General features: G+C 59.7%; 17 protein-coding genes. 10 read left to right on the top strand and 7 right to left on the bottom strand.

What is annotated here, in order from left to right; genetic code table 11:
* Positions 1-74 precede the first annotated feature (74 nt).
* From RRB22_06900 to RRB22_06925, 6 genes are all read right to left on the bottom strand, one after another.
* A complete protein-coding gene (locus RRB22_06900; GenBank protein MDT8384126.1) occupies positions 75-1808 on the bottom strand; it encodes a diguanylate cyclase in 1734 nt (577 codons plus the stop codon).
* A gap of 16 nt (positions 1809-1824) precedes the next feature.
* Complete coding sequence (locus RRB22_06905; protein ID MDT8384127.1) at positions 1825-3921, bottom strand: PAS domain S-box protein; 2097 nt, start codon at positions 3919-3921, stop codon at positions 1825-1827.
* 15 nt (positions 3922-3936) lie between these two features.
* On the bottom strand, positions 3937-6996 hold the full coding sequence (locus RRB22_06910; GenBank protein ID MDT8384128.1) for a CheR family methyltransferase: 3060 nt from the start codon (positions 6994-6996) through the stop codon (positions 3937-3939).
* Between the two features lie 903 nt (positions 6997-7899).
* Positions 7900-11037: an efflux RND transporter permease subunit gene (locus RRB22_06915; protein ID MDT8384129.1), complete on the bottom strand. Its 3138-nt coding sequence runs from the start codon at positions 11035-11037 to the stop codon at positions 7900-7902.
* A gap of 50 nt (positions 11038-11087) precedes the next feature.
* Positions 11088-12278, bottom strand: a complete 1191-nt coding sequence (locus RRB22_06920; GenBank protein MDT8384130.1) for an efflux RND transporter periplasmic adaptor subunit — start codon at positions 12276-12278, stop codon at positions 11088-11090.
* A gap of 562 nt (positions 12279-12840) precedes the next feature.
* Complete coding sequence (locus RRB22_06925; GenBank protein ID MDT8384131.1) at positions 12841-13500, bottom strand: metalloregulator ArsR/SmtB family transcription factor; 660 nt, start codon at positions 13498-13500, stop codon at positions 12841-12843.
* A gap of 116 nt (positions 13501-13616) precedes the next feature.
* On the opposite strand from RRB22_06925, the gene RRB22_06930 reads away from it, so the two are divergent.
* The 10 genes from RRB22_06930 (at position 13617) to RRB22_06975 (ending at position 20908) form a co-directional block, all read left to right on the top strand.
* The gene (locus RRB22_06930) at positions 13617-14480 is read left to right on the top strand and encodes a sterol desaturase family protein (GenBank protein MDT8384132.1); all 864 of its coding nucleotides are present in this window, start codon (positions 13617-13619) and stop codon (positions 14478-14480) included.
* 158 nt (positions 14481-14638) lie between these two features.
* Positions 14639-15613, top strand: a complete 975-nt coding sequence (locus tag RRB22_06935) for a VTT domain-containing protein (GenBank protein MDT8384133.1) — start codon at positions 14639-14641, stop codon at positions 15611-15613.
* Positions 15610-15966 carry a DsrE family protein gene (locus tag RRB22_06940; protein MDT8384134.1) on the top strand — a complete coding sequence of 119 codons (357 nt, stop codon included), beginning with the start codon at positions 15610-15612 and terminating at the stop codon, positions 15964-15966. Before RRB22_06935 ends, RRB22_06940 begins: the two co-directional genes overlap by 4 nt.
* A gap of 54 nt (positions 15967-16020) precedes the next feature.
* Positions 16021-16248 (top strand): hypothetical protein, encoded by a 228-nt coding sequence (locus tag RRB22_06945; protein ID MDT8384135.1) that lies wholly within the window; start codon positions 16021-16023, stop codon positions 16246-16248.
* 389 nt (positions 16249-16637) lie between these two features.
* Complete coding sequence (locus RRB22_06950; GenBank protein MDT8384136.1) at positions 16638-16883, top strand: SHOCT domain-containing protein; 246 nt, start codon at positions 16638-16640, stop codon at positions 16881-16883.
* A 13-nt stretch (positions 16884-16896) separates the two neighbouring features.
* Positions 16897-18048: an FAD/NAD(P)-binding oxidoreductase gene (locus tag RRB22_06955; protein MDT8384137.1), complete on the top strand. Its 1152-nt coding sequence runs from the start codon at positions 16897-16899 to the stop codon at positions 18046-18048.
* A gap of 18 nt (positions 18049-18066) precedes the next feature.
* On the top strand, positions 18067-18879 hold the full coding sequence (locus RRB22_06960; GenBank protein ID MDT8384138.1) for a class II glutamine amidotransferase: 813 nt from the start codon (positions 18067-18069) through the stop codon (positions 18877-18879).
* Complete coding sequence (locus RRB22_06965; GenBank protein MDT8384139.1) at positions 18867-20096, top strand: hypothetical protein; 1230 nt, start codon at positions 18867-18869, stop codon at positions 20094-20096. The genes RRB22_06960 and RRB22_06965 overlap by 13 nt, the downstream gene beginning before the upstream one ends.
* A gap of 137 nt (positions 20097-20233) precedes the next feature.
* A complete protein-coding gene (locus RRB22_06970; protein ID MDT8384140.1) occupies positions 20234-20500 on the top strand; it encodes a transcriptional regulator in 267 nt (88 codons plus the stop codon).
* A 267-nt stretch (positions 20501-20767) separates the two neighbouring features.
* On the top strand, positions 20768-20908 hold the full coding sequence (locus tag RRB22_06975) for a hypothetical protein (GenBank protein MDT8384141.1): 141 nt from the start codon (positions 20768-20770) through the stop codon (positions 20906-20908).
* 290 nt (positions 20909-21198) lie between these two features.
* Here RRB22_06975 and RRB22_06980 read toward each other — a convergent pair whose 3' ends face one another.
* Complete coding sequence (locus RRB22_06980) at positions 21199-22509, bottom strand: APC family permease (protein MDT8384142.1); 1311 nt, start codon at positions 22507-22509, stop codon at positions 21199-21201.
* Between the last annotated feature and the right edge of the window lie 72 nt (positions 22510-22581).

Raw genomic sequence — 22581 nt, forward strand, 5'->3', positions numbered from 1 at the left:
TACTTGCTGCAAAACCACCAGTTACAAAACCACCTTTGGACTGTCCCCTATGGTGTCAGGATATCGCGTCAGGCTTAGCGGTGTAGCGTGCCATGGCCACTTTTATCCTGCGCATGATGGATATGCACGCAGCTTCTGCCGCGCCGCTTGGCGCCGTAACAGGCCACGTCCGCCTGACCCAGCAGGTCCGATGGGCTTTTCGCCTCGCTGGTGATGGAAACCAGCCCCACGCTGGCGCCGATGGTGAACGAATGACCGCCCCAGGAAAATTTGTGAGCGCTGATCTCTTCCACCATTGTCTCGGTGATTTCCGCGGCCTTGCTCAGCTGGCAATTTTCAAACAACAGGCCAAACTCATCCCCCCCGAGACGCGCCAGCGTGTCTCGATCACGCAACCTTGTCTGGAACAGGGCGGCCACCTGTTGCAACAGCGCATCACCCGCGGCATGACCGGCCGTATCATTGACGGTTTTAAACTTGTCCAGGTCGATAAAACACAAGGTATGGTGGAGGCCGTGTTTTTTGCTGCTCTCGATGGCGTGTTGCAGCCGTTTCTCGAACTCATGGCGGTTGACCAGGCCGGTCAGGGAGTCATGGCTGGCGGCGTGTACCAGTTCTGTTGTGAGCTGGCGTTGCGTCGTCACATCCTTGAGCATTAACACCACGCCCATTACCTTGCCATTGCGGTCATTGACCGGCGATGCCGTGCTATCAATCGCGATCCGCTGACCATTACGGGCCAACAGCAGTGCGGGCTCCTGCAGGATGACAGACTGCGCCTGCTGCAGGCTCAGGTAGACGGGATTGTCGATCGCTTCCTCGGTATCTTCATCGACGATGGTGAGGACTTTATCGATGCGTTGGCCGCAGGCCTCGGCGGCTGACCAGCCCACCAGCTGCTCGGCGATGGGATTGAGGTACAAGACCTCGCCCCTGGCATCGGTGGTTATCACCGCATCCTTGATGGAGTCCAGCGTGATCTGGGCACGCTCCTTCTCCATGAACAGGGTTTCCTCGATGCGTTTGCGCTGGGTAATGTCTTCCATCACCAACAGCGCGCGTGGGCGCTGCGCTTGTTTTCCCGGCTGAATCCGCGGCTGAACCTGGCGCACATCGATCAACAACGTGATGCGCCCCGTGCGCGGATAATCGATGCTTATCTCAATATTGCGTAGTTCGACGTTATTGGTAAAAACCCGTTCAACCCGTTTCCGTAGCAGGGGGGTTTTCCATAAATACTGGGCGAAGCCCTCGGCTGCCGCTAACTCATCGCCGCCGGTGGGGATATTGAACACCTCAAACAGGGCACGATTGGTCGACGAAACACGCAGATCGTCCTCCAGCACCAGAAAGGGAAAGCGCAGGGTTTCCATAACGCTCTCGGCATCATTGGTGCGCGGCGCTTGTTGCCCTTCCGTCTCGCCCGGCCGTATTTGCTGCACGCCCTCCATTGCCTCCTTGATGCTGTTCAATAACTGCTCGCTATCAAAGGGTTTCTCGACAAAATTAAACGCGCCCGCCCTTAATGCCTTCACGGACATGGGCACGTCGCCATGGCCGGTAATAAAAATAATGGGTATGTGAAAATCGCGCTCAGCCAGCACCTGCTGCAATTGCAGGCCGTTCATGCCGGGCATGCTCACATCCAGCAACAGGCAACCGGATTTCCAGGCCTGGGCCGACTTCAGAAAATCGGCGGCGGAGGCATAGGCCTCCACGTTAAGGCCTTCATGTTCTAGAAACAGGCACAGCGATTCACGCACGGCCGTGTCGTCATCCACAATAAATACGGTCCCTTCCTGCGCCATATTATTCACTCACCAGCTATTCGCTTGCCAGATGGGCGGCGGGGATCGGCAGGTTGAAAAAGAAGATCGAACCCTCGCCCGGTTTGGATATCGCCCACAGGCGTCCGTCATGGGCCTCGATGATGGAACGACAGATGGACAGGCCCATGCCCATCCCCCGCTTTCCCTTGGTCGAGAAAAAGGGATCAAATACTCTACTCAGGGTTTCTTTATCCATACCTTGTCCGTTATCGGATACCACCGTTTGTACCAGTTTGTTTCCGATTATAGCAGTGCGAATCGTCACTTCACGTGGCACGCCCGATGGCGGTGGCTCAGCCTCGAAGGCGTTATGCAACAGGTTGATGAGCACCTGTTCGATCTGGATATTATCCGCAAACAGCGGGGGCAGCCCTGCCTGTAAGTGTCGCTGGATAGTGACGCCCTGCTTCTGGATCTCCGTCTCCAGAAATCCCAGCACCCCCACAATCAGCTCATTGAGATCCAGCTCGGCCTTCTCGGGGCCCTGTTTTTTCACCAGTTGGCGAAGGTGGCGAATAATCTCACTGGCGCGCAGCGCCTGTTTACGGCTCTCTTCCACAATCTCCCTGAATTTGTCCGGTTCCGTGATGCCGGCCTTCAGCATTCTGACCGCGACATCCGCATAGGTGGTGATCGCCGTCAGCGGCTGATTCAGTTCATGGGCCAGGCCGGTCGCCATCTCGCCCATGGTGTTCAGACGGGCCATATAGGCCAGCTCTGCCTGGTGCTGCAGGGCCAGCGACTTCAGCCGTTTTTTCTCGGTAACATCCTCCTGTATCGACAGGTAATGGGTGATCTCATCCGCGGAGTTGCGCATCGGTGAGATAGACACCAGCTCCCAAAACAGCTCGCCGGATTTTTTCTTGTTGAGCATCTCTCCCGCCCAGTCATCGCCGCTGCTTATCGCCTGCCACAGACTCTTATACTGATCGCCGGAGGTCTTGCCCGACTTTAGAATGCCCGGTGACTGCCCCAACACCTCGCTCAGGTCATAGCCGGTTTTGCGGGTAAAGGCCGGGTTGGTGTATTCGATACGCCCAGCGAGGTCGGTCACAATCACCGAGTTCGGGTTTTGCTCCACCGCCTTGTGTAGCAGGGACAGCTCCTGCTCCAGATGCTGACGCTCGGTGACATCTTCTCCACAGCTCAGGACCCCGGTGATCTCGCCATTGCCCTCCCGCAGGGATTTGTTGTGCCAGACGATGTGTCGCCTCACCCCGCCACGGGTGATCACCGGGTTGGTGACATGGGTAACCTGTTCGGTGTTGCCGGCGATCAGCTGCGAGAATATCTGGCGGAAATCGTCCACCTCGGATGCCGGCAGGCAGGTCGTGAACCAGTCCTTACCGATCAGCTCGGCCTCGGCATACCCCAGCAGCTCACAGGCCTTGCGATTGATCAGGCTGATCGCGCCGGTTTTGTCCAGCGCAACGATTATATTTTCCACCGTATCCAGGTAGAGCTGGACCCGGTCCCTTTCAGTACGCAGCCTTTGTTCGGCCTGTATTTCCCCGGTGATGTCGATTATCGCGCAATTACAGCCCCCGGCCTCGTCATCCAGCCCGGTGAGCGGTCCGGTAACCGGGAGGCAGGCCAGGCGCACCACCGAAAACAGGTTATTAGGCTGCTTCAGACGCAGCTCAAAAACGTGTCTCTGCCGGGATTCAATCACCTTGCCCAGGTGTTGATAAAAACCCCGATGCTCGCCAGCGGCCAGCTGGGTGACAAATGGCAGGCCTTCCAGGCGTGTCCGCTCTGTTTGCAGCATACTGGCCGCGGTGAGGTTGATATTGCGGATCACGCCCTTGGTATCCAGGGTTAAATACCCCACCGGCGCAAAATCATAGAGATCCGCGTAACGGTCACGCGTCTCTTCCAGGCGCTGCTGCGCCTCACGCAGTTCCTGGTTCTGGATCTCCAGCTCAATCTGGTGCACCTGCAACTCATGCAACAGGAACTGCGTCTCGCCCATGTCCTGTTCATTGACCGGCATGCCCAACAGGGCATCCAGACGCTGGTCCAGCTGTCGTTTGGTCAGCCGCTGAGACCCGGCGGTGTCTATAGGGAAGGATTGATTGTCAGACTCTTTCATTACGGCCTGTCAGGACTAGCTCTCGCTTTCGAGAAAATGCTCAGTGGTAACAAAGGCATAAGGCTTCCCATCCTCAGCCACCAGGGCGGTTGCGCTCAGCCAGACCTTGACGGTCTCGCCTGCGCGGGTCATCCGCAGGGTTTCCATCGCCCCCACGTGCCCTCCCTGCTGCAGACTGGCGATCATTTCCTGGGTCTGACTGCGTTCCGAATCCGGAACAAGGCTGTGGATATTCATGGCCTGCGCCTCGCTCTCGGTATAACCATAGACCCTTTCGGCGGACTTGTTCCAGGCCAGGATATTGCCCTTGAAATCCTGCAAGGTAACGGCATCATTGGCGTCCCTGACCACCGCCGCCAGGCGTCGCTCCACCGCGCTGCCCATGCTCAGGAACACCAGCACGGCACCAGCGATGCGTTTATCACTGGTCTTGTAGGGTCGAATACGCAGGTTGTACCAAATGCCGTCCGTGTCCCGTACCTCCAACATGTCCGGCATCACGCTATCCATCACCTTGAGGATGCGCTGCTGCAGATCCGGCACATCGATGTTCGCCTTGATATCGCTGATGGGCCTGCCCACATCGCTGTCGATCACATTGAACAGCCTGGCGGCACTGGGCGTAAAATGGCGGATCTTCATGTCTTCACTGAGCATGACGATCGGTAACTGGACGCTCTCCAACAGGTTAGTAAGATCATTATTGAGTTCGGTTAGTTCCTGATTTCGACCCACCAGCTCTTCATTGACAGTAATCAACTCTTCATTGGTGGATTGCAGCTCTTCCTTGGCCGTCTCCAGCTCCTCGTTGGTGGATTGCAGCTCCTCATTGGTGGACTGCACCTCCTCGTTCGCCGATTGCAGTTCCTCGTTGGTGGTTTCCTGATCCTCGATAATCGTCTGCAGGTATTCGCGGGTGGTTACCAGCTCCTGTTCCAGCTCCGTGATCCGCAGATCCTTCTCATCCTGGGTTCTGGGCTCGGCCTGGGCCTGGGCCTTCTGTTGCGCGGCGAGTCGATTGCCCCCCTTTTCCTCGAACAGGATCAGGTAGGAACGGTCCTCCGCCATATGTCCCTTGATCGGGACCACCTGCAGAGTGATGATGCGGCGTTCGCCGGCCTCGGAGGCCATGTGCACATTTTCCCGCAGCACCCTGGCGTCCTCCTTGATGGCCTGACGCACGGCGGTGCGCAGATCCATGATCAGGTCGGCGCGCGCCATTTTCATCAGATTAAGGCTGGCCGAGCCGGACACGGGCTCGATATAGGGCCCGGTGTGCCCCCGAAACTGGAGGATCTCCATCGCCTGATTGATGATCACCGACGGCGGCGCATATTCATCCAGCAAAATGCGTTCAGCCTTGTCGCGGACTTCATTAATAGTGCTTGTCACGTGTTGCATTTCCTTCTGATCCGGAGACCGTGCCGTCGTCGACGATTCCGGTGTGAATTCAAACTGGCGCATATTCATGATGGACTTCTTGAGGTAGACCTTGTTTTTCTTGTCCATCAACGAAAACAGGCTGGGGCCGCTGGAAATGGATTCCGAGGAACCCAGCAGCAGAAAGCCCTGTGGCTTGAGCGCGTAGTGGAAGATCTGCAACACCTTTTTCTGTAGAACATTACTCAGGTAGATAAACAGATTCCGGCAGCACACCATGTCGAGGCGTGAAAAAGGGGGATCCTTGGCGACATTCTGCACCGCGAACACGCACATATCCCTGACCGCCTTGGTGACCTGATAGCCACCCGGCACCTTGTTGAAATAGCGCTGCAGTCGCGCCGGCGAGACATCCGCCGTAATACCCTCAGGGTAGATTCCGGCGCGCGCCTTGCTGATCGCCTTATCGTCGATATCGCTGGCAAAGATCTGTACCGTGGTCACCGAGGCCCGCTCGCCCAGATACTCCAGCAGGGCGATCGCCAGGGAATAGGGCTCCTCGCCGGTGGAGCAGCCGGCCACCCAGATGCGGATCGGGGACTCCGCCGGGCGCTGTTTCTCCAGCCGGGGAAAAACGCTCTGCTGGAGAAAATCAAACGATTCGGGGTCGCGGAAAAAGCCGGTGACATTGATGAGAATATCCTGAAACAGCCCGTCCTGTTCCGCCGGGTTGTCCCGTAGATAACGCAGGTAATCCTTGAGCCGCTCCAGTTTGTGCAACACCATGCGCCGGTGGATGCGGCGCCGGATCGTGCTGTGTTTGTAATAGGTAAAGTCCGTCCCGGTGCGCGCCCTCAGCAACAGGAAGATTTTATTCAGCTCATCCCCCCCCTCATCCGGCAACACATCATCCACCCCCGCAATCTTTTTCAGCACAACGGGTTGCCGGGCGATCCGGGCCAGCTCCTTGGCGATATATTCGGGGGTCAGTACAAAATCGACACAGCCGGCGGCAATGGCGCTGTGCGGCATGCTGGAATATTTGGCGCTGGCCTCATCCTGGGCGAAGGTAATCCCGCCGGCCGTCTTGATGGCCTTGAGGCCGATGGTCCCGTCCGAGGCACTGCCCGACAAGATGACCCCAATCGCCATACTCTCCTGATCCGCCGCCAGCGATTTCAGGAAAAAATCGATCGGCAATGGCGGGGAGCTCGCCTTGTTGCGCGGCATGAGATGCAGGACCCCCTGCAGAATGCCCAGCTCCGTGTTGGGTGGGATGATATAGACGTGGTCCGGCTCCACCCGCATCCCGTCCGCCACCTCCTGAATCGGAACCCGCGCGATACGGGACAGCAGCTCCGTCAACATGCTCTTGTGGTGGGGATCGAGGTGTTGCACCAGCACAAAGGCCATGCCGGTATCGGCCGGCAGGAATTCAAAAAATTCCTTACAGGCATCGAGGCCGCCCGCCGAGGCGCCGATGCCGACGATGGGGAATGACCTGCCGGGGGGCGGCGCATCCCCGCCCGTCGGCGCTGGCTTCACGCCCCCCTTGCCGGCGGCCTTTTTGGCCGCCTTTTTGACACCCGCCGGTGCCGCCCCGCCGGACGCCCGGCTGGCCGGGCGCGATGTTGCGCTGGCTTCGGAGCCTTCCCGCGGTGGCGCTGCCTTTTTCTTCATCCGTTTGCTGACCATAAGGCTCCCTGCCTGTCCTGTGTAATCGCGTGTATGGAAAGACCCTGCCAGACTAAACCTTCACTCGCCGTCGATAAAGCCTTTGGCCCGAACATTCCGGTTATGCACGCGATAATCGCACAGGATATCAGAATCCAGCCCTCAGCCGTGTAGGGTGGGCACTGCCCACCGTTGCACCAAGCTCAACAGCGTTGTAGGGCGCAATAACCGAAGGGCATTGCGCCGTATGCCCGTTGCCACGGAAAAAAACAACCGCGTAGAGCGCCTTTATGGGACCCTACACATACCCCTGGCCAACGAATGACACCAAGGCAACTATAAAAGATTGCTCTGCGAGACATTTTCCACCGGTTAATCTAAACGATTCTGCTTTGGGAGATGTTTCTTGCGGCGCAATGCCCTTCGGTTATTGCGCCCTACAGTCCCTAAATTTTTATTCGCCATCGATAAAGACCTTGGCCCGAACATTCCGGTTTTTCACGCGATAATCGCACAGAATTTCGGCATCCAGCCAGCCTTCAGCCTTCAGTCCTCAGCGTTGTAGGGCGCAATAACCGAAGGGCATTGCGCCGTATGCCCGTTGCCACGGAAAAAAACAACCGCGTAGAGCGCCTTTATGGGACCCTACACATACCCCTGGCCAACGAATGACACCAAGGCAACTATAAAAGATTGCTCTGCGAGACATTTTCCACCGGTTAATCTAAACGATTCTGCTTTGGGAGATGTTTCTTGCGGCGCAATGCCCTTCGGTTATTGCGCCCTACAGTCCCTAAATTTTTATTCGCCATCGATAAAGACCTTGGCCCGAACATTCCGGTTTTTCACGCGATAATCGCACAGGATATCAGAATCTTGCCCTCAGCCCTCAGCCCTCAGCCCTCAGTACTCAGTACTCAGTACTCAAATAATACGCCGCACCACCTGCCGAGCATCCTCCAGCACCCGATAGCCGGTGGGGATCAGCAGCAGGGATAGAAAGGTGGCGTACAGGATGCCGAAACCCAGCGACACCGCCATGGGGATCAGGAACTGGGCCTGGGTGCTCTTTTCCAGCAGCAGCGGGGTGAGGCCGGCGAAGGTGGTCAGCGAGGTCAACAGGATGGGGCGGAAGCGAGCGCCGCCGGCGGTGTGCAGGGCCTCATCCAGGGGCATCCCTTCCTGGCGGCGGCGGTTGATCCAGTCCACCAGCACCAGGCTATCGTTTACTACTACCCCGGCCAGCGCCAGCATGCCCATCAGGCTCATCACGCTGAGGCTCATGCCCATCAGCATATGCCCCAGCAGGGCGCCGACGATGCTGAAGGGGATGACCATCAGCACCAGTATAGGCTGTAGATAGGAGCGGAACGGGATCGCTAACAACGCATAGATGGCGAAGAAGGTGAACAGGGTGCCGTAGAAAAGACTGCCGAAGGACTCGCGCTGTTCGCGCTGCTCGCCTTCCAGGCTGTAGGAGACGCCGGGATAGCGCAGCAACAGCGGCTCCAGAAAAGCGCGCAGATCCGCGGCAATGGCCCGCGCGTCGGCAGTCTGCTTGTCGAGATCCGCGGTGACGTTGACCACGCGCTGACGGTCCACCCGCCGAATGGTGGAAAAGCCGTGGCCCATCGACACCTCGGCGACATTGCCAAACGGCACCTCGGCGCCGTCGGGGCTGCGGATACGCATGGTCTCCAGACTGCCCACATCCCGGCGCTCGGCCTCGGGATATCGCACCATCACCCGCACATCATCGCGGCCGCGCTGGATGCGCTGCGCCTCGGCGCCGAAAAAGGCCTGCCGCACCTGCCGGCCCAGCTCGGTGGTGGACAGGCCCAGCAGTTCCGCCTCGGGCCGCAGGCTGAGTTTGATCTCCGGCTTGCCGTCTTCAAAGCTGTCACGAATATCGTACACGCCGGGATACTGCTGCAACTGTTCGCGCACGGCGGCGGCGATCTCGGACAACACGCCAAAGTCCTGGCCGGTGAGCTGCACGTCGATGGGGTCGCCGCCGCGGCCGATCTCGGCCCGATAGGTCAGCTCCCTGGCGCCGGGGATATCGCCAATGTCGCGACGCCAGGCGCGCACCAACTCCCGCGTGCTCACCGCCTGGGTGCGCTCCTCTGGCGGCACCAGCGCCAGGCTCACCTGCCCCACCTCGGCACTGCCGCCGGTGGTCGGTGAGCCACCGCCGCCACCGCTCCAGCCGGTATTGACCATGATGGCGCTGATCACCGAGCGACCCTCGGCGTCCACATAACGGGCCTGGAGCCTTTCCGCCGCCTTGGCCATTGCCTTTAGATGCCCGGCGGTAACCTGCTCGGGCGTGCCGGCCTGCATTACCAGGGTGGCGCGTGCGGTCTCACTCTCCACCCGCGGGAAAAAGGTAAAGGCGTACCGGCCGCTCATCGCGAAACTGACCACCACAAACGAGATGGCGATAAAAATGGCTAACGTTAAATAGCGCTGCCGAAGCGCGCTCACCAGCAGCGGCTGATAAAAGTGACGCACAAAATATTCCAGCCCGTCGGCCACGCGACGCTGCAGGCGGGACAGCGGATTGAGCTTGCCGATCTGGCGCTCGACCCGCACATGACGCAGATGCGCCGGCAGGATCAGCTTCGACTCGACCCAGGAAAACAGCAGCACGGGAATCACGATCATCGGAATCTGGGCAAAGATCGCCCCCCGCTGTCCCTCCACAAACAGCAACGGCGCGAAGGCCACCACCGTGGTCAGCAGGCCAAAGGTCACCGGCACGGCCACCTCCTGGGCGCCGCGCACGGCCGCCTCCACCGAGTCTTCGGAACGCTTCAGGTGGCTGTAGATGTTTTCGCCGGTGACAATGGCGTCATCCACCACGATGCCCAGCACCAGGATAAAGGCGAACAGGCTGATGATATTGATGGTCACGCCGAGTTCCGGCATCAGCAGCAGCGCGCCCATAAAACTGATCGGGATGCCCACGCACACCCACAGCGCCACCGAGATGCGCAGGAACAGCGCCAGGATCAGGAAGATCAGCAGGCCGCCCTGCCAGGCGCTGTCCAGCAGGGTCTGCAGGCGCAGCTTGACGATGCGCGAACGGTCGTTCCATTCTCCCAGCGACACCGTGGCCGGCAGTTGCGGGCGTTTTTGGGCGATGTAGTCCTTCACCACCTGGCCGATGGTCAGGGCGCTCTGGTTGCCGGTGCGAAACACATTGACCAGCACACCGGGCTTACCGTTGAAGTCCATGAACAGGGGCTCTTGCTCGAAACCGTCGCGAATGGTGGCCACATCGCCCACCGTCAGGCGCGAGCCATCGGCACGAGCCCGCAGCACGATGGCGGCAAAGTCATCGCCCCGGTAGGCCTGGCCCTGGGTGCGCAGCATGATCTCGCCGCCCTCGGTGCGGATCGAGCCGGCCGGCAGGTCGACCGAGGCGCGCTGTATCGCCTGGCTGACCGCATCGAAGGTGAGGTCGTAGCGATTCAGCGCCTGCTCGCTGAGCTCGATGCTGATCTCCGGCGCCCGTACCGCACTGAGCTCCACCTGATTCAGCAGCGGCAGGGCCGCCAGTTCGTCACGCACCTGTTCGCCATAACGGCGCAGCTCACGCTCGGACTGGTCCCCCTTCCCTTCTGCGGAGACGACCACGCTGATCACCTCGCGGCGGAACACTACCACGCTGTACGCGGCGCGCTCCACCTCATCGGGGAAGGTGGTGATGGCATCCACCCGGGTCTTGATGTCTTCCAGCAGCTGATGCGGATCGGTGTCCTTGAGCACCTCCACCCGAATGCGTGCGGTGCCCTCGCTGGCGCTGGAGGTGATCTCCTTGATGCCGTCCAGGTCGGCGATGGCCTCCTCGACGCGGATCACCAGCGCCTGCTCCACCTCCGCCGGGGTGGCGCCACGATAAGTGAGGCCGATGGTCACCACGTCGGTCTCAAACGAGGGAAACACCTCCAGCGGGATACGGTTCAGCGCGGCGTGTCCCCCCAGCGCGAGGATCACCACCATCAGCAGATTGGCGGCCACCGGGTTGCGGGCGAACCAGCTGATCATGCCGTGCATGGCTAGTGGTCCTTCAAGGTGGTCGTTGACACGATGGGAGGCGGCGCGGCTTAGTGCGACAACACCGGCAGGGGGGGATATTCCCGCTCGCCCTTTGGCGCCTCGCCGGCCACGGCCACCGCCGTACCGTTGCGGGCAAAAGGCATGGGGGTCAGCGAAATCCGCTCCTGCGCAGCCAGCCCGGCGCTGACGATCACCTGCTCGCCCTTGCGCAGGGCGACCTGCACGGCGCGCCGTTCAATGCGGCGGTCGGCCGTCACCACCAGCACCTCGTCGCCCGCCTCCACCGCCACACGCGGCAGTACAAATACCCCCGTCAGCGGCCGGCCGAGGATCTCCGCCTCCACAAACTGGCCGATTTTCAGGCCGGGGGTGGCGCCGACCGGGGCGAAGGGCCGGTCGATCTGCGCCACCACGAACAGCTGCCGACTGGCGGTGTCGATGGCGCCATCGGTACGCACCAGGCGGCCCTGCCACTGATGGCGGGTGTTGCCGAGCCGGGCGCTGAGGGTCACCGGGGCCTGCTGCCCACCGTCATCGGGCAAGGTGACCAGGGCCAGCTGGGCATCAGTGAGGGGCAGGCGGACCTCGGCCGTGTCGGTCGCATAGAGGGTTGCCGCCACCGTGCCGGGGGCGACGTACTGTCCCACATCCACCGCCTTTTCCAGAATCCGCCCGGCATAGGGGGCGCGGACCTCGGTGCGCGCGAGGTTGCGCTCGGCCTGTTGCAGGCGCGCCTCGGCGGCGGCCAGCTCGGCCGTGGCGCTGGCGACCTGCGGCTTGTGCAGGGTCAGGTCCGAGGGAGGATCGCTGCGACCCAGTTTTTCCCAGTCCTCCCGCGCATGCTGGGCCAGGGCCTGCTCCTGGGCCAGGGCCAGCCGGGCGCGGGCGAGGTCCGCACGGGCGATTATGATGGCGTTGCGGTAATCCTCCGCGGCGATCCTGAACAGGGTCTCGCCGGCGCGAAAACTGCCGCCACTGCGAAAATTCTCCCCGATGGCCACGATCCGCCCCGCCACCTCGGGGATCAGTGTGCTCTGGGTGTGCGGCACCACCGTCCCCTGGCTGTGCACCGTGACCTGATAGTCCTCCGGCACCACCACCCGGGTCTCCACCACCGGCGGGGACTGCACCAGCGGGATGCGTTTGACCTCCGGCCCCGTGGCCATCAGCACCACCCCGGCCGCAATGCCGGCCGCCAGCACCAGCAGCGGCAATAAAATGCGTCGCAGACGATTCATGAGGCAACGGGGTCAATAGTGGGCAGGGGCGACGTGGTTTCGACAGGGGTCATCGTGCGTAGTGGCGAATGTTGTTGATGAAGATGGTGGTGGAATGCGTTTGTCATCAGCCCGGTTCGGTTTTTTTCCAATCGGTGCCGTGCACGCTATCCTGTGTCCCTGTCCCGGTCAACTAACGATCTCTTCCCCGGGCGCAATAACCGAGGCCAGGGGGCTGGCCTCCTACATACCAAAACTAAACAAATCCCTGTAGGAGCCGAGCCCTCTCGGCGATTCCCTCCCAACGACCGCAACAGCCCGACCCATCGGCCAGGGGGCTGACCTCCTACATACCAAAACTGAACAAATCCCTGTAGGAGCCGAGCCCTCTCGGCGATTCCCTCCCAACGACCGCAACAACCCGACCCATCGGCCAGGGGGCTGACCTCCTACATACCAAAACTAAACAGATCCCTAACGATTCTGCTTTGGGAGGTATTTCATGCGGCGCAATGCCCTTCGGGTATTGCACCCTACACACTTAGCACTTAGCACTCAGCACTCAGCACTCAGCACTCAGCACTCAGTTATTAGTCTCCACCGGCAACCCCGCCTGCCGCCATTCCGGGAAGCCGTCTTCCATGCGGTGCGCCGTGATGCCGCTCTCCCGCAGCCGGGCGACGGCGTCGAAGGCCAGCACGCAGTGGGGGCCGCGGCAGTAGGCGACCACCTCCTGGCGCGGATCGAGTTCCGACAGGTGCTGTTCCAGTTCGGCGAGGGGGATATTGACCGCGCCGGGCACGTGGCCGGCGGCGTATTCGTCGGGTGGCCGCACATCCAGCACGATGACCAGGCCCTGACGGGCGCGCTCCAGCAGTTCGCCACGGGGGATGGGTTCCATGCTGTCCTTGCTGACCAGAAAGGTATCGACCAGCTGATGGACCTCGGCCAGGTGCCGTTCGGCCACCTGGCGCAGACTGGTGAGCAGCTCCACCACATCGCCGCCGCTGAGGCGATAGAAGACGCGCTGCGCCTCCTTGCGGGTGGTCACCAGCCCGGCGTGGCGCAGCTGCTGCAAATGGTGGGAGGTATTGGCCACGCTCAGGCCCATGACTCCGGCCAGGTCGTCCACCGAATACTCGCACTGGGCCAGAAACTCCAGCATCTCCAGCCGGTGACCGCTGGCCATGGCCTTGGCGATGTGCGCGAACTGCGCGAAAAGGTCTTTCTTGAAACTAGCCATGCCCTACACTCCAGAATTGTTACTCTATTACAGAGTATTCAAATAATCTCTTGAATACAAGAAAGCGGCGTGCTAGCTTATTCAAACGAAGGCTTGAATAATGCGAGGTATGTTCCATGTCAGTCTCTGATTACATCATGCAATATGAACCGGCCATCCGCCTGGGCTTCTTTTTCGGCGTGCTCGCGGTGATGGGGCTGTGGGAGATCGTCGCCCCGCGCCGCGCCCTGACGGTGTCCAAGGCCGTGCGCTGGACCAACAACCTGGGGCTGGTGGTGCTCAACAGCGTGGTGTTGCGGCTGATCTTCCCCGCCGCCGCCGTGGGTGTGGCCGCCTTCGCCGCCGAACACGGCTGGGGCCTGCTCAACTATTTCGAAGTCCCCTTCGTTCTGGCTGTCGTGGTGTCTGTCGTCGCCATGGACTTCATCATCTACCTGCAGCACGTGCTGGTACACGCCGTGCCCACCCTCTGGCGCCTGCACCGGGTGCACCACGCCGACCTCGATTTCGACGTCACCACCGGGGCGCGTTTTCACACCATCGAGATCATCCTCTCCATGCTCATCAAGTTCGCCACCATCGTGGTTCTGGGCGCGCCAGTGGTGGCGGTGGTGATCTTCGAGGTGGTGCTGAATGCCATGGCCATGTTCAACCACAGCAACGTGCGCCTGCCGTTGGGTCTGGACCGTGTGCTGCGGCTGTTCGTGGTGACGCCGGACTTCCACCGCGTGCACCACTCGGTGGAGGACAACGAGGCCAACAGCAACTTCGGCTTCAATCTCTCCCTCTGGGACCGCGTGTTCGGCACCTACATCCCCCAGCCGCGCGGCGGCCACGAGGGCATGACCATCGGCATCCATAAATACCGCGACGCGAAACAGGTGGACCAACTGCCCGGCATGCTGGCGCTGCCCTTCGTGGGCAAGATTTCCGGTTATGCGATTAACCGTAGAGAGTGGAGCAAGGACGGAAATGAATAACTCGGCGAGCAACACAGCCGTGATCGAAAAGAGTATTCCCTCTCCCTTGAGGGAGAGGGCCAGGGTGAGGGTGTAACATCGAACCCATACCCCTCACCCCAACCCTCTCCCCTATTTAGGGGAGAGGGAGTGAGAACCAACACTGGAATTAACGAATCATGAAATTTTTTCGCATCGTCCTGTTTATATTGTTGATCGTCGGCATCGCCCTGGCCGTCATCAACCGCGAGGCCTTCGACGCCGCCGCACTCGAAATCTGGGTGAGAGATGCCGGCCCCGCCGGGCCGCTGCTGTTCATGCTGATCTACGCACTGGGCACGGTGTTGTTCCTGCCCGGTTCGGTGCTGACGCTGGCCGGCGGCGCGCTGTTCGGGCCGGTGCTGGGCACGCTCTACAACCTCACCGGGGCGACCCTCGGCGCCACGCTGGCCTTTCTCGTCTCCCGTTACCTCGCCTCCGCGTGGGTGGAAAAAAAGACCGGCGGCCGCCTGCAACAACTCAAGCAAGGCGTGGAAGGTGAGGGCTGGCGTTTCGTCGCCTTTGTGCGCCTGGTACCGCTGTTCCCGTTCAACCTGCTCAATTACGCCCTGGGCCTGACGCGCATCAGGCTCTCGCACTACATCATCGCCTCATATCTGTGCATGCTGCCCGGCGCATTGGCCTACACTTACCTGGGATACGCCGGGCGCGAGGCCGTGGCCGGCGGCAGCGGCATGATCCAGAAAGGCCTGCTGGCGCTGGCCCTGCTGGCGGTGGTCGCCTTCCTGCCGCGGCTCATCGGCCGGCTGCGGCAACGGCCCATGCTCAGCATCCCGGAGCTGAAACAACGCCTGGATGGCGGAGAAGATGTACTGGTACTGGATGTACGCAGCGCGGCGGACTTTGTGGGCGAACAGGGGCACATCGCCGGTGCCGTCAACATCCCATTAGAGGCGCTGGCCGACCGGCTGGTGGAACTGGGCGATTTTGAGGAACGCCCCATCGCCCTGGTCTGCCGCACCGACCGCCGCTCCAGCCAGGCCGCGAAATTACTGGCCCGTCAGGGCTTCGCCGACGTGCACGTCTGCAAGGGCGGCATGACGGAATGGAACGCCAACGGCTTTCCTACGCAGACACAAGGAGAACCCGCATGAAGATCCTCGTCATTCTCAACGATGCCCCCTACGGCACGGAGCGCTCCTACAATGCCCTGCGGCTGGCCAAGAGCCTGAGCAAGCACGACCCCGACATGGCGCTGACACTGTTCCTGATGGCCGATGCGGTCACCTGCGCCCGGCACGGACAGAAGCCGCCCTCCGGCTATTACAACATCGAGCTCATGCTCAAGGCCGCGGCCCGCGGCACGGGCAATCGCGTACTGCTGTGCGGCACCTGCATGGACGCCCGCGGCCTGACCGACGACGATGTCATCGAAGGTGCAACACGCAGTGACATGGCCACCCTCGCCGCCGCCACCGTTGATGCCGACAAGGTACTAGTGTTTTAAATACTTTCATCTTTACCCTTTTCTCTTTCCCCTGCCATTAAAAAGGAGACCGCCATGGATATGGTAGACATCTTGATTAACGTACATCCGGATCTGTCCAACAAGGAACGTTCCCTATTAGAAACTGACCTGCGCGACATTGATGGTGTGATCTCGGTGCATTTCAGCGCTGAACATCCCCACCTGCTGACCCTGGAATACAACCCGGCGCAAACCAGTTCCGAAGCCCTCCTGAATCGCATAGGCGACCGCGGCGTTGAGGCGAGCAAGATCGGACTCTGAAAACAGACAGGGCGAGGTGGAATACATCGACCCTGCACAGCACAAGTCTGTAACGGTAAAGGGTGAGATGCTCCAGGGCGGGCGCAGCTTCCGTACCCGGGCGGGCGCCGAGGCTCTACACGACGTCTGCCTCGCTCTGGGTGCAGGAACACCAACAAAAGCAGCGCGATCGGGAATTATAAATTCTGACATCGCACACACAAGGGAAAACCTGTAGTGACGAAACGTATGTCCATCACGGCCCTGCTGGGGCTGATCGCGGCCCGGCACAGCCCGCCTGGGCCGCGTCGACCGCGGCGCCAACGCCAAACGTATTCGCGTCTATCTGCGCACTCTGGAGCGGCGGGCCTTAATCTCCGCGCAGTGATGGGCAACACTACAAGGAGGACATGACGATGTTTCACGACATGGGTAACTGGGGCTGGGGCATGGGCTTCGGCTGGTTCTTTATGATTCTGTTCTGGGCGCTGGTGATTTTGGGCATCGTCGCCATCGTCAAATGGCTGGCGGGTTCCTCAGGGGCAGGCGGTGCGCCGCCCTCGAAAACCGCGCGGCAGATTCTCGAAGAACGTTATGCGCGCGGTGAAATCGAGCGGGAAGAATTTGAACAAAAGAAACGCGATCTCGAACACTAAGGAGCACGGTGCGATGACTCAAGAAAAAACCATACTCATCCTCGGCGGCGGCATCGGCGGCGTGGTGGCCGCCACACGGCTGCGTAAAAAACTGCCAAGCGGGCACCGGGTAATCCTGGTGGAACGCGAATCCAACTATGTTTTCCAGCCCTCATTCCTATGGCTGATGACCGGCACCCGCACCCCCGAGAAAATCTCCCGTCCGCTGTCCAAGCTGGACAAGCTCGGTGTCGAACGCATTCAGGGTGAGGTGGAGCGCATCGACGCCGCGCAAAAAACCGTAACGGTAAATGGTGAGACACTCACCGCCGACTACCTGATCATCGCTCTCGGCGCGGAACTGGCGCCCGAGACCATCCCCGGCCTTGCCGAGGCCGGGCACAATTTCTACACCCTGGCGGGCGCCGAATCCTTGCGCGACGCGCGTCTCGATGTGCGCGAAGGCCGCCTCGCGGTGCTGGTGAGCGCCATTCCCTTCAAGTGCCCGGCAGCGCCCTACGAGGCGGCCATGCTGCTGGAATACGACCTGCGCAAGCGCAAGGTGCGCGACGCCGTGAGCATCGATGTCTATTCGCCCGAACCCGGACCCATGGCCCTGGCCGGGCCGGAGAACTCGAAACAAATCCGCGCCATGGTGGAAGCCAAAGGCATCGGCTATTTTCCCGAGCACGCGGTCACGCAAGTCGAGCCCGGCAAGCTGCACTTCGCCAACGGTGCGAGCGCCGACTTCGACCTGCTGGCCTACGTGCCGCCGCACCGCGCGCCGCAAGTGGTCATCGACGCCGGCCTCACCGGCGAATCCGGCTGGGTGCCGGTGAACAAACAAAACCTCGCCACCAAATTCCCCGGCGTCTACGCCATCGGCGATGTGACCGGCATCCCCCTCGCTATCGGCAAGCCCCTGCCCAAGGCCGGCGTGTTCGCCCACGGCGAGGCCGAGGTAGTAGCGCATAACCTGATTGGTGAGATCACCGGAGCGGGCGAGCCCAAAAATTTCGATGGCCACGGTGAATGCTTTCTGGAGACCGGCGACGGCAAGGCCGGCCTGGGCCGCGGCAATTTCTACGCCGAGCCCGCGCCGCAGATCAAACTCAACCAGCCGGGCCGCACCCTGCACCTGGGCAAGGTGGCCTTCGAGAAATACTGGCTGTTTGAGTGGTTTTGAGCCGCGAAGCATCAAAACATGTGTGAACTCTATGGCATGAGCAGCAGCGCCCCGGTGGGGATAGAATCCGCCTTGTTGCGGTTCCGCCAACGCGGCGGCGCCGAGGCGGACAATCCCGACGGCTGGGGACTGGCGTATCATGATTGTTCCGGCACGCAACCAAACGCCTTTCAGATCGTCAAGGAAACCACGTCCGCCTGCGGCAGCCGCCTGCTGACGAGGCTGGCAAACAAGATGAATACCGATTTGCTGATCGGCCATGTGCGCAAGGCGCGGCACCCTGCCATTGTCAATTACCTCAACACCCATCCCTTTATGCACCACTGTTGTAAAAAAGAGTGGGTGTTTGCCCACAACGGCCTGGTGCCCAGCATCCTGCTGGCGGATGAGACACGTCTCAGGGGGACTTGCGTACCCGCCGGACTGACCGACTCTGAACACGCCTTCTGCCATCTACTGGATCGCATCGCCCAAGGCTTTGATGCCTTGCTAACGGATCCCACCGCGTGGTTCGATAGTGTGGCGAACAGGGCTGAGTGGATTACCTCGCTTGGCCAGTTTAATTTCCTGTTGTCTGATGGCGCGCACCTGATCGCCTATGGTCATGACCGGCTGCACGTGCTGGTAAGCGGGATCAACGGCACCAGGCTCGTGCAGATATCCACCGAGCCATTAACCGATGAACCCTGGCAGGCCTTCAGGGCGGGTGAGTTGCGGGTTTATCGCAATGGCTCCTTGCTGACTCGGGCCGAAACCACGCCGGTCCCGGTGGACCCGCAATCGATTGCCTTTGACGCGGCGGATACAGCAGGTCATCAATGCGAAGTCTGAAGCGAAATATTCTGCTTGTCCTCCTCGTGCTCGCCGTGATCTTTCTCGGCTGGCGCTTCCTGCGACCCATGCAGGTATTTATCGTCTCGCCCGCCTTTGAACGCCCTACCGATACCAGCACGGCGCCGGCCATGTTTCCCACCTTGCGCGCCGAGGAATGCGCCACATGCCATCGCGATGTTTATGACGAATGGTCCACCACTATCCACAGCCAGGCCTGGACGGACCCCTACTTTCAGGTAGACTGGCGCTTCGACGGTTCGCCGCAGATCTGCAAAAACTGCCACATCCCGCTGGACCGGCAGCAGGAATTCACGGTCACGGGTTTCAACGACGCGGAGAAATGGGACCCGATCCTGCAACCCAACCCGGACTTCGACCCCGCCCTGCAACACGAGGGCGTGACCTGCAATGTCTGTCATTATCGCGATAGAAAGATTCTCGGCGTAATGGGCGACACCGCCGCGCCCCACCCGGTGGAAAAACTCGACGATCCGAACCGCATCTGCGTGCGCTGCCATGTGGTCTCCGGCGAGCGCTGGGACACCTTCTTCAAATTCCCACCCTGCGGCACGGTGGCGGAGATTCAAACCAGCCGGGGCATGGCCTTTCCTGAAGACAGCGGTGATATGACGACCAAAACCGTCGCCGCCCTGGGTTGCGTGGACTGCCACATGCCCCTGGTGGAGCGCCCGCTGGTTCCCGGTGGCCCGACACGGCCGTCTCGTCGCCACCTGTGGCGCGGCGGTCACGATCCCGACATGGTGAAAAACGGACTAAGCATCCGCTTCGATGAAACGACAAATAGCGACCCCGACAAACGCCGCTTCACCCTGACCCTCGCCAACACCGGCGCGGCGCACCACATCCCCACGGGCACGCCGGACCGCCACCTGACCGTGCGCCTGCGCGTGCTGGACGGGCAGGGCCAGGTGCTCAACGAAGAGCAGGCCGTCCTCAAGCGCACCGTAATGTGGCGACCGTTTATTGTGGATCTATGGGACACCCGCCTGCCTCGGGGCGAAACCCGCGAATACGCCATCGACCTGTCGGAAAACCAGGCAAAAACCGCCACCGTCATCGAAGCGCAGGTGCACTATCACCTGCTGGACGAGGCGCGGCGCAAACGCATCGGTTACGAGAATACCACGCCCATCCACTACCCCGTTTTTCAAAAACAACGGCCGATCACATCCTTAACCCGTTCACAACCATAGAGGTATTTCGTTTATGAAATCGACACTGGCCGCTGAAGTCTGGTGCTCTTGCGTTCCTACCGTGTCTAAATTCCTCTAGCCATGATGTCTTCGCTGTACTAATATGTAATACATATCACTACAGCGAGGTTGGAATCATGAGCATTACGAGTATCAGGATAGCGGATGAAGTGGAAAAGCCCCTGGAAGTTCTTTCCAAAAAGCTTGATAGGAGTAAAAATTATCTCATAAATCAAGCAATTAAAGAATTTCTTGCGAGGCAATCCCTGGAAGATTCAAGATGGCAGGATACCCTCGAAGCACTTGAATCCATAAAGGCAGGTAAATCTATTGATGAAGAGGATGTGAATGCCTGGCTGAATAGCTGGGGCACCAACACTCGCAAATCGCCACCTAAATCATGAAGATTAGGTATTCGCCGGAGTCCGTCGATGATCTCCACAGAGTGGTGGAATTTGTAGAGGTCAAAAATCCATTCGCAGCCCGTCGAATTGCTATAAACCTACAAGAGGGTGTCGATAAGCTGAAGCAATTTCCAAAAATTGGTCTGCCCGTCATGAAAGCATCCGACCCGGAGAGAATCCGCGATCTTTGCATAGGCAACTATACAGTACGTTACCTTATCACCGATAAAATAATCTACGTATTAAGGGTTTGGCACAACAAAGAGAATGAAAAGAATTGATTACGGTGAACATGCCAGTGGCAGCGATCTGTTGCTGACCGCACAGGAAATGACCAGCGCCTGCAAGTTGATGGAACAACAACTCAACAAATGGTGTTTTTTTTGTGCTCTTCTTTCCTTCAGATGAATCCAACTGGGCGGCCGTTCATCGTGGATCTGTGGGACACGCGCCTGCCCCAGGGCGAGCGCCGCAAATACAGTAGCAACATGGGGTCATTAGCAACATGGGGTCATTGCTTGACTTTGTAGCAACATGGGGTCATTGCTTGACTTTGCACTCCTCTGAAACACTGAATAATGGAAGTGTAAAGTCAAGCAATGACCCCGTTCCCTTTAATGACCCCGTTCCCTTTAAAAAATAACCAGCACCAGGGTGGCACTCAGTGTGATCAGCATGCGCAGGGCCTGTGGTTTGTTTCAATGAGATGACTGACCATTTTCCCTTGCCTTTGACCGCAAGAACAGTTTGGTGCCGGCGAAAATAAGCAGCATGGCCAATAACGACACGACCACCACCAGCATATCGGTCTGTGCCTTCACCACAATGAACGCCCCCAACACAATGACATCCAGAATAATGGCGCTGCCCAGAATAAAGGGATTGGCCCCGACGTCAGTACGCAGATGGCGTAACACTCCCCAGTGCACGGCGATATCCATGACCAGGTAGAAGATGGCGCCCAGCGAGGCGATTCGGCTTAGATCGAAGAATACGGTCAAGGCTATAGCAATAACGATGGTGTAAACCAGCGTGTGTTTCTGAAGGTTGCCGGGCATACCGAAATGACGGTGTGGCACCAGTTTCATTTCCGTCAACATGGCCAGTACGCGCGATACCGCAAACACGCTGGCAATCACACCGGATACTGTAGCGACAATCGCCAGCGCCACCGTGAACCACAGACCGAAATCACCCACCGCCGGTCGTGCCGCCTTCGCCAGGGCAAAATCTTTGGCCTTGATGATTTCCGGAAGAGCCAGGTTACTGGCCACGGCCAGGGCGACCAGCACATAAAGCATCGCGCAGATGCTAATGGAAATGACGATCGCTCGACTCACATTGCGATGCGGATCGACGATCTCCGCGCCACTGTTGGTGATGGTGGTAAACCCCTTGTAGGCCAGGATGGCCAGCGCCAGTGATGCCAGGAATGCGCCGGGGCTTGTCGCCGTGGTATCCACCGACACACTGGCGAAAGAAAAATCCGCCAGCCACAGCCCGACGATCGCAAACATAGCGACCGCGCCGATTTTGACCACCGCCATCACCAGGGAAAATGTCCCGATCAAACGATTGCCCGCGATGTTCACCACAAAGGCGAACACCAGCAGCGCAACACCCAACAGCGGCACAAGCACACTGCCCGGCTCGACATCGAACAGCTGCAGGCTATAGGCGCCAAACGTCCGCGCAACCAGGCTTTGGTTAATGACCATCGAAAAATACATGAGCAAGGCACAGAAAACGGTGTTTATCCCGGGTCCGTACGCCTTTTCCAGATACATGACAATGCCGCCGGACGAGGGATAGGCGTTGGACATTTTAATGTAGGAGTAAGCACTGAAAGCGACCACTATCGCCGCTACAAAAAAGGCGATGGGAAACAGGTCACCCGCCAGCTCGGCCACCTGCCCGGTCAACGCGAATATCCCGGCACCGATCATCACGCCGGTGCCCATGGCGACCGCGCCGATAAGCGTCAAACTGTTTGCTTTATATTGTTCCAATGGTTGCCCCTACTTTATAGTGGCGAACTGAATCGCTGAATCAGATCGTCTTTACAGCGACAGAATATTTCA

The organism is Gammaproteobacteria bacterium, from assembly GCA_032250735.1.
Classification (GTDB): domain Bacteria; phylum Pseudomonadota; class Gammaproteobacteria; order SZUA-152; family SZUA-152; genus SZUA-152.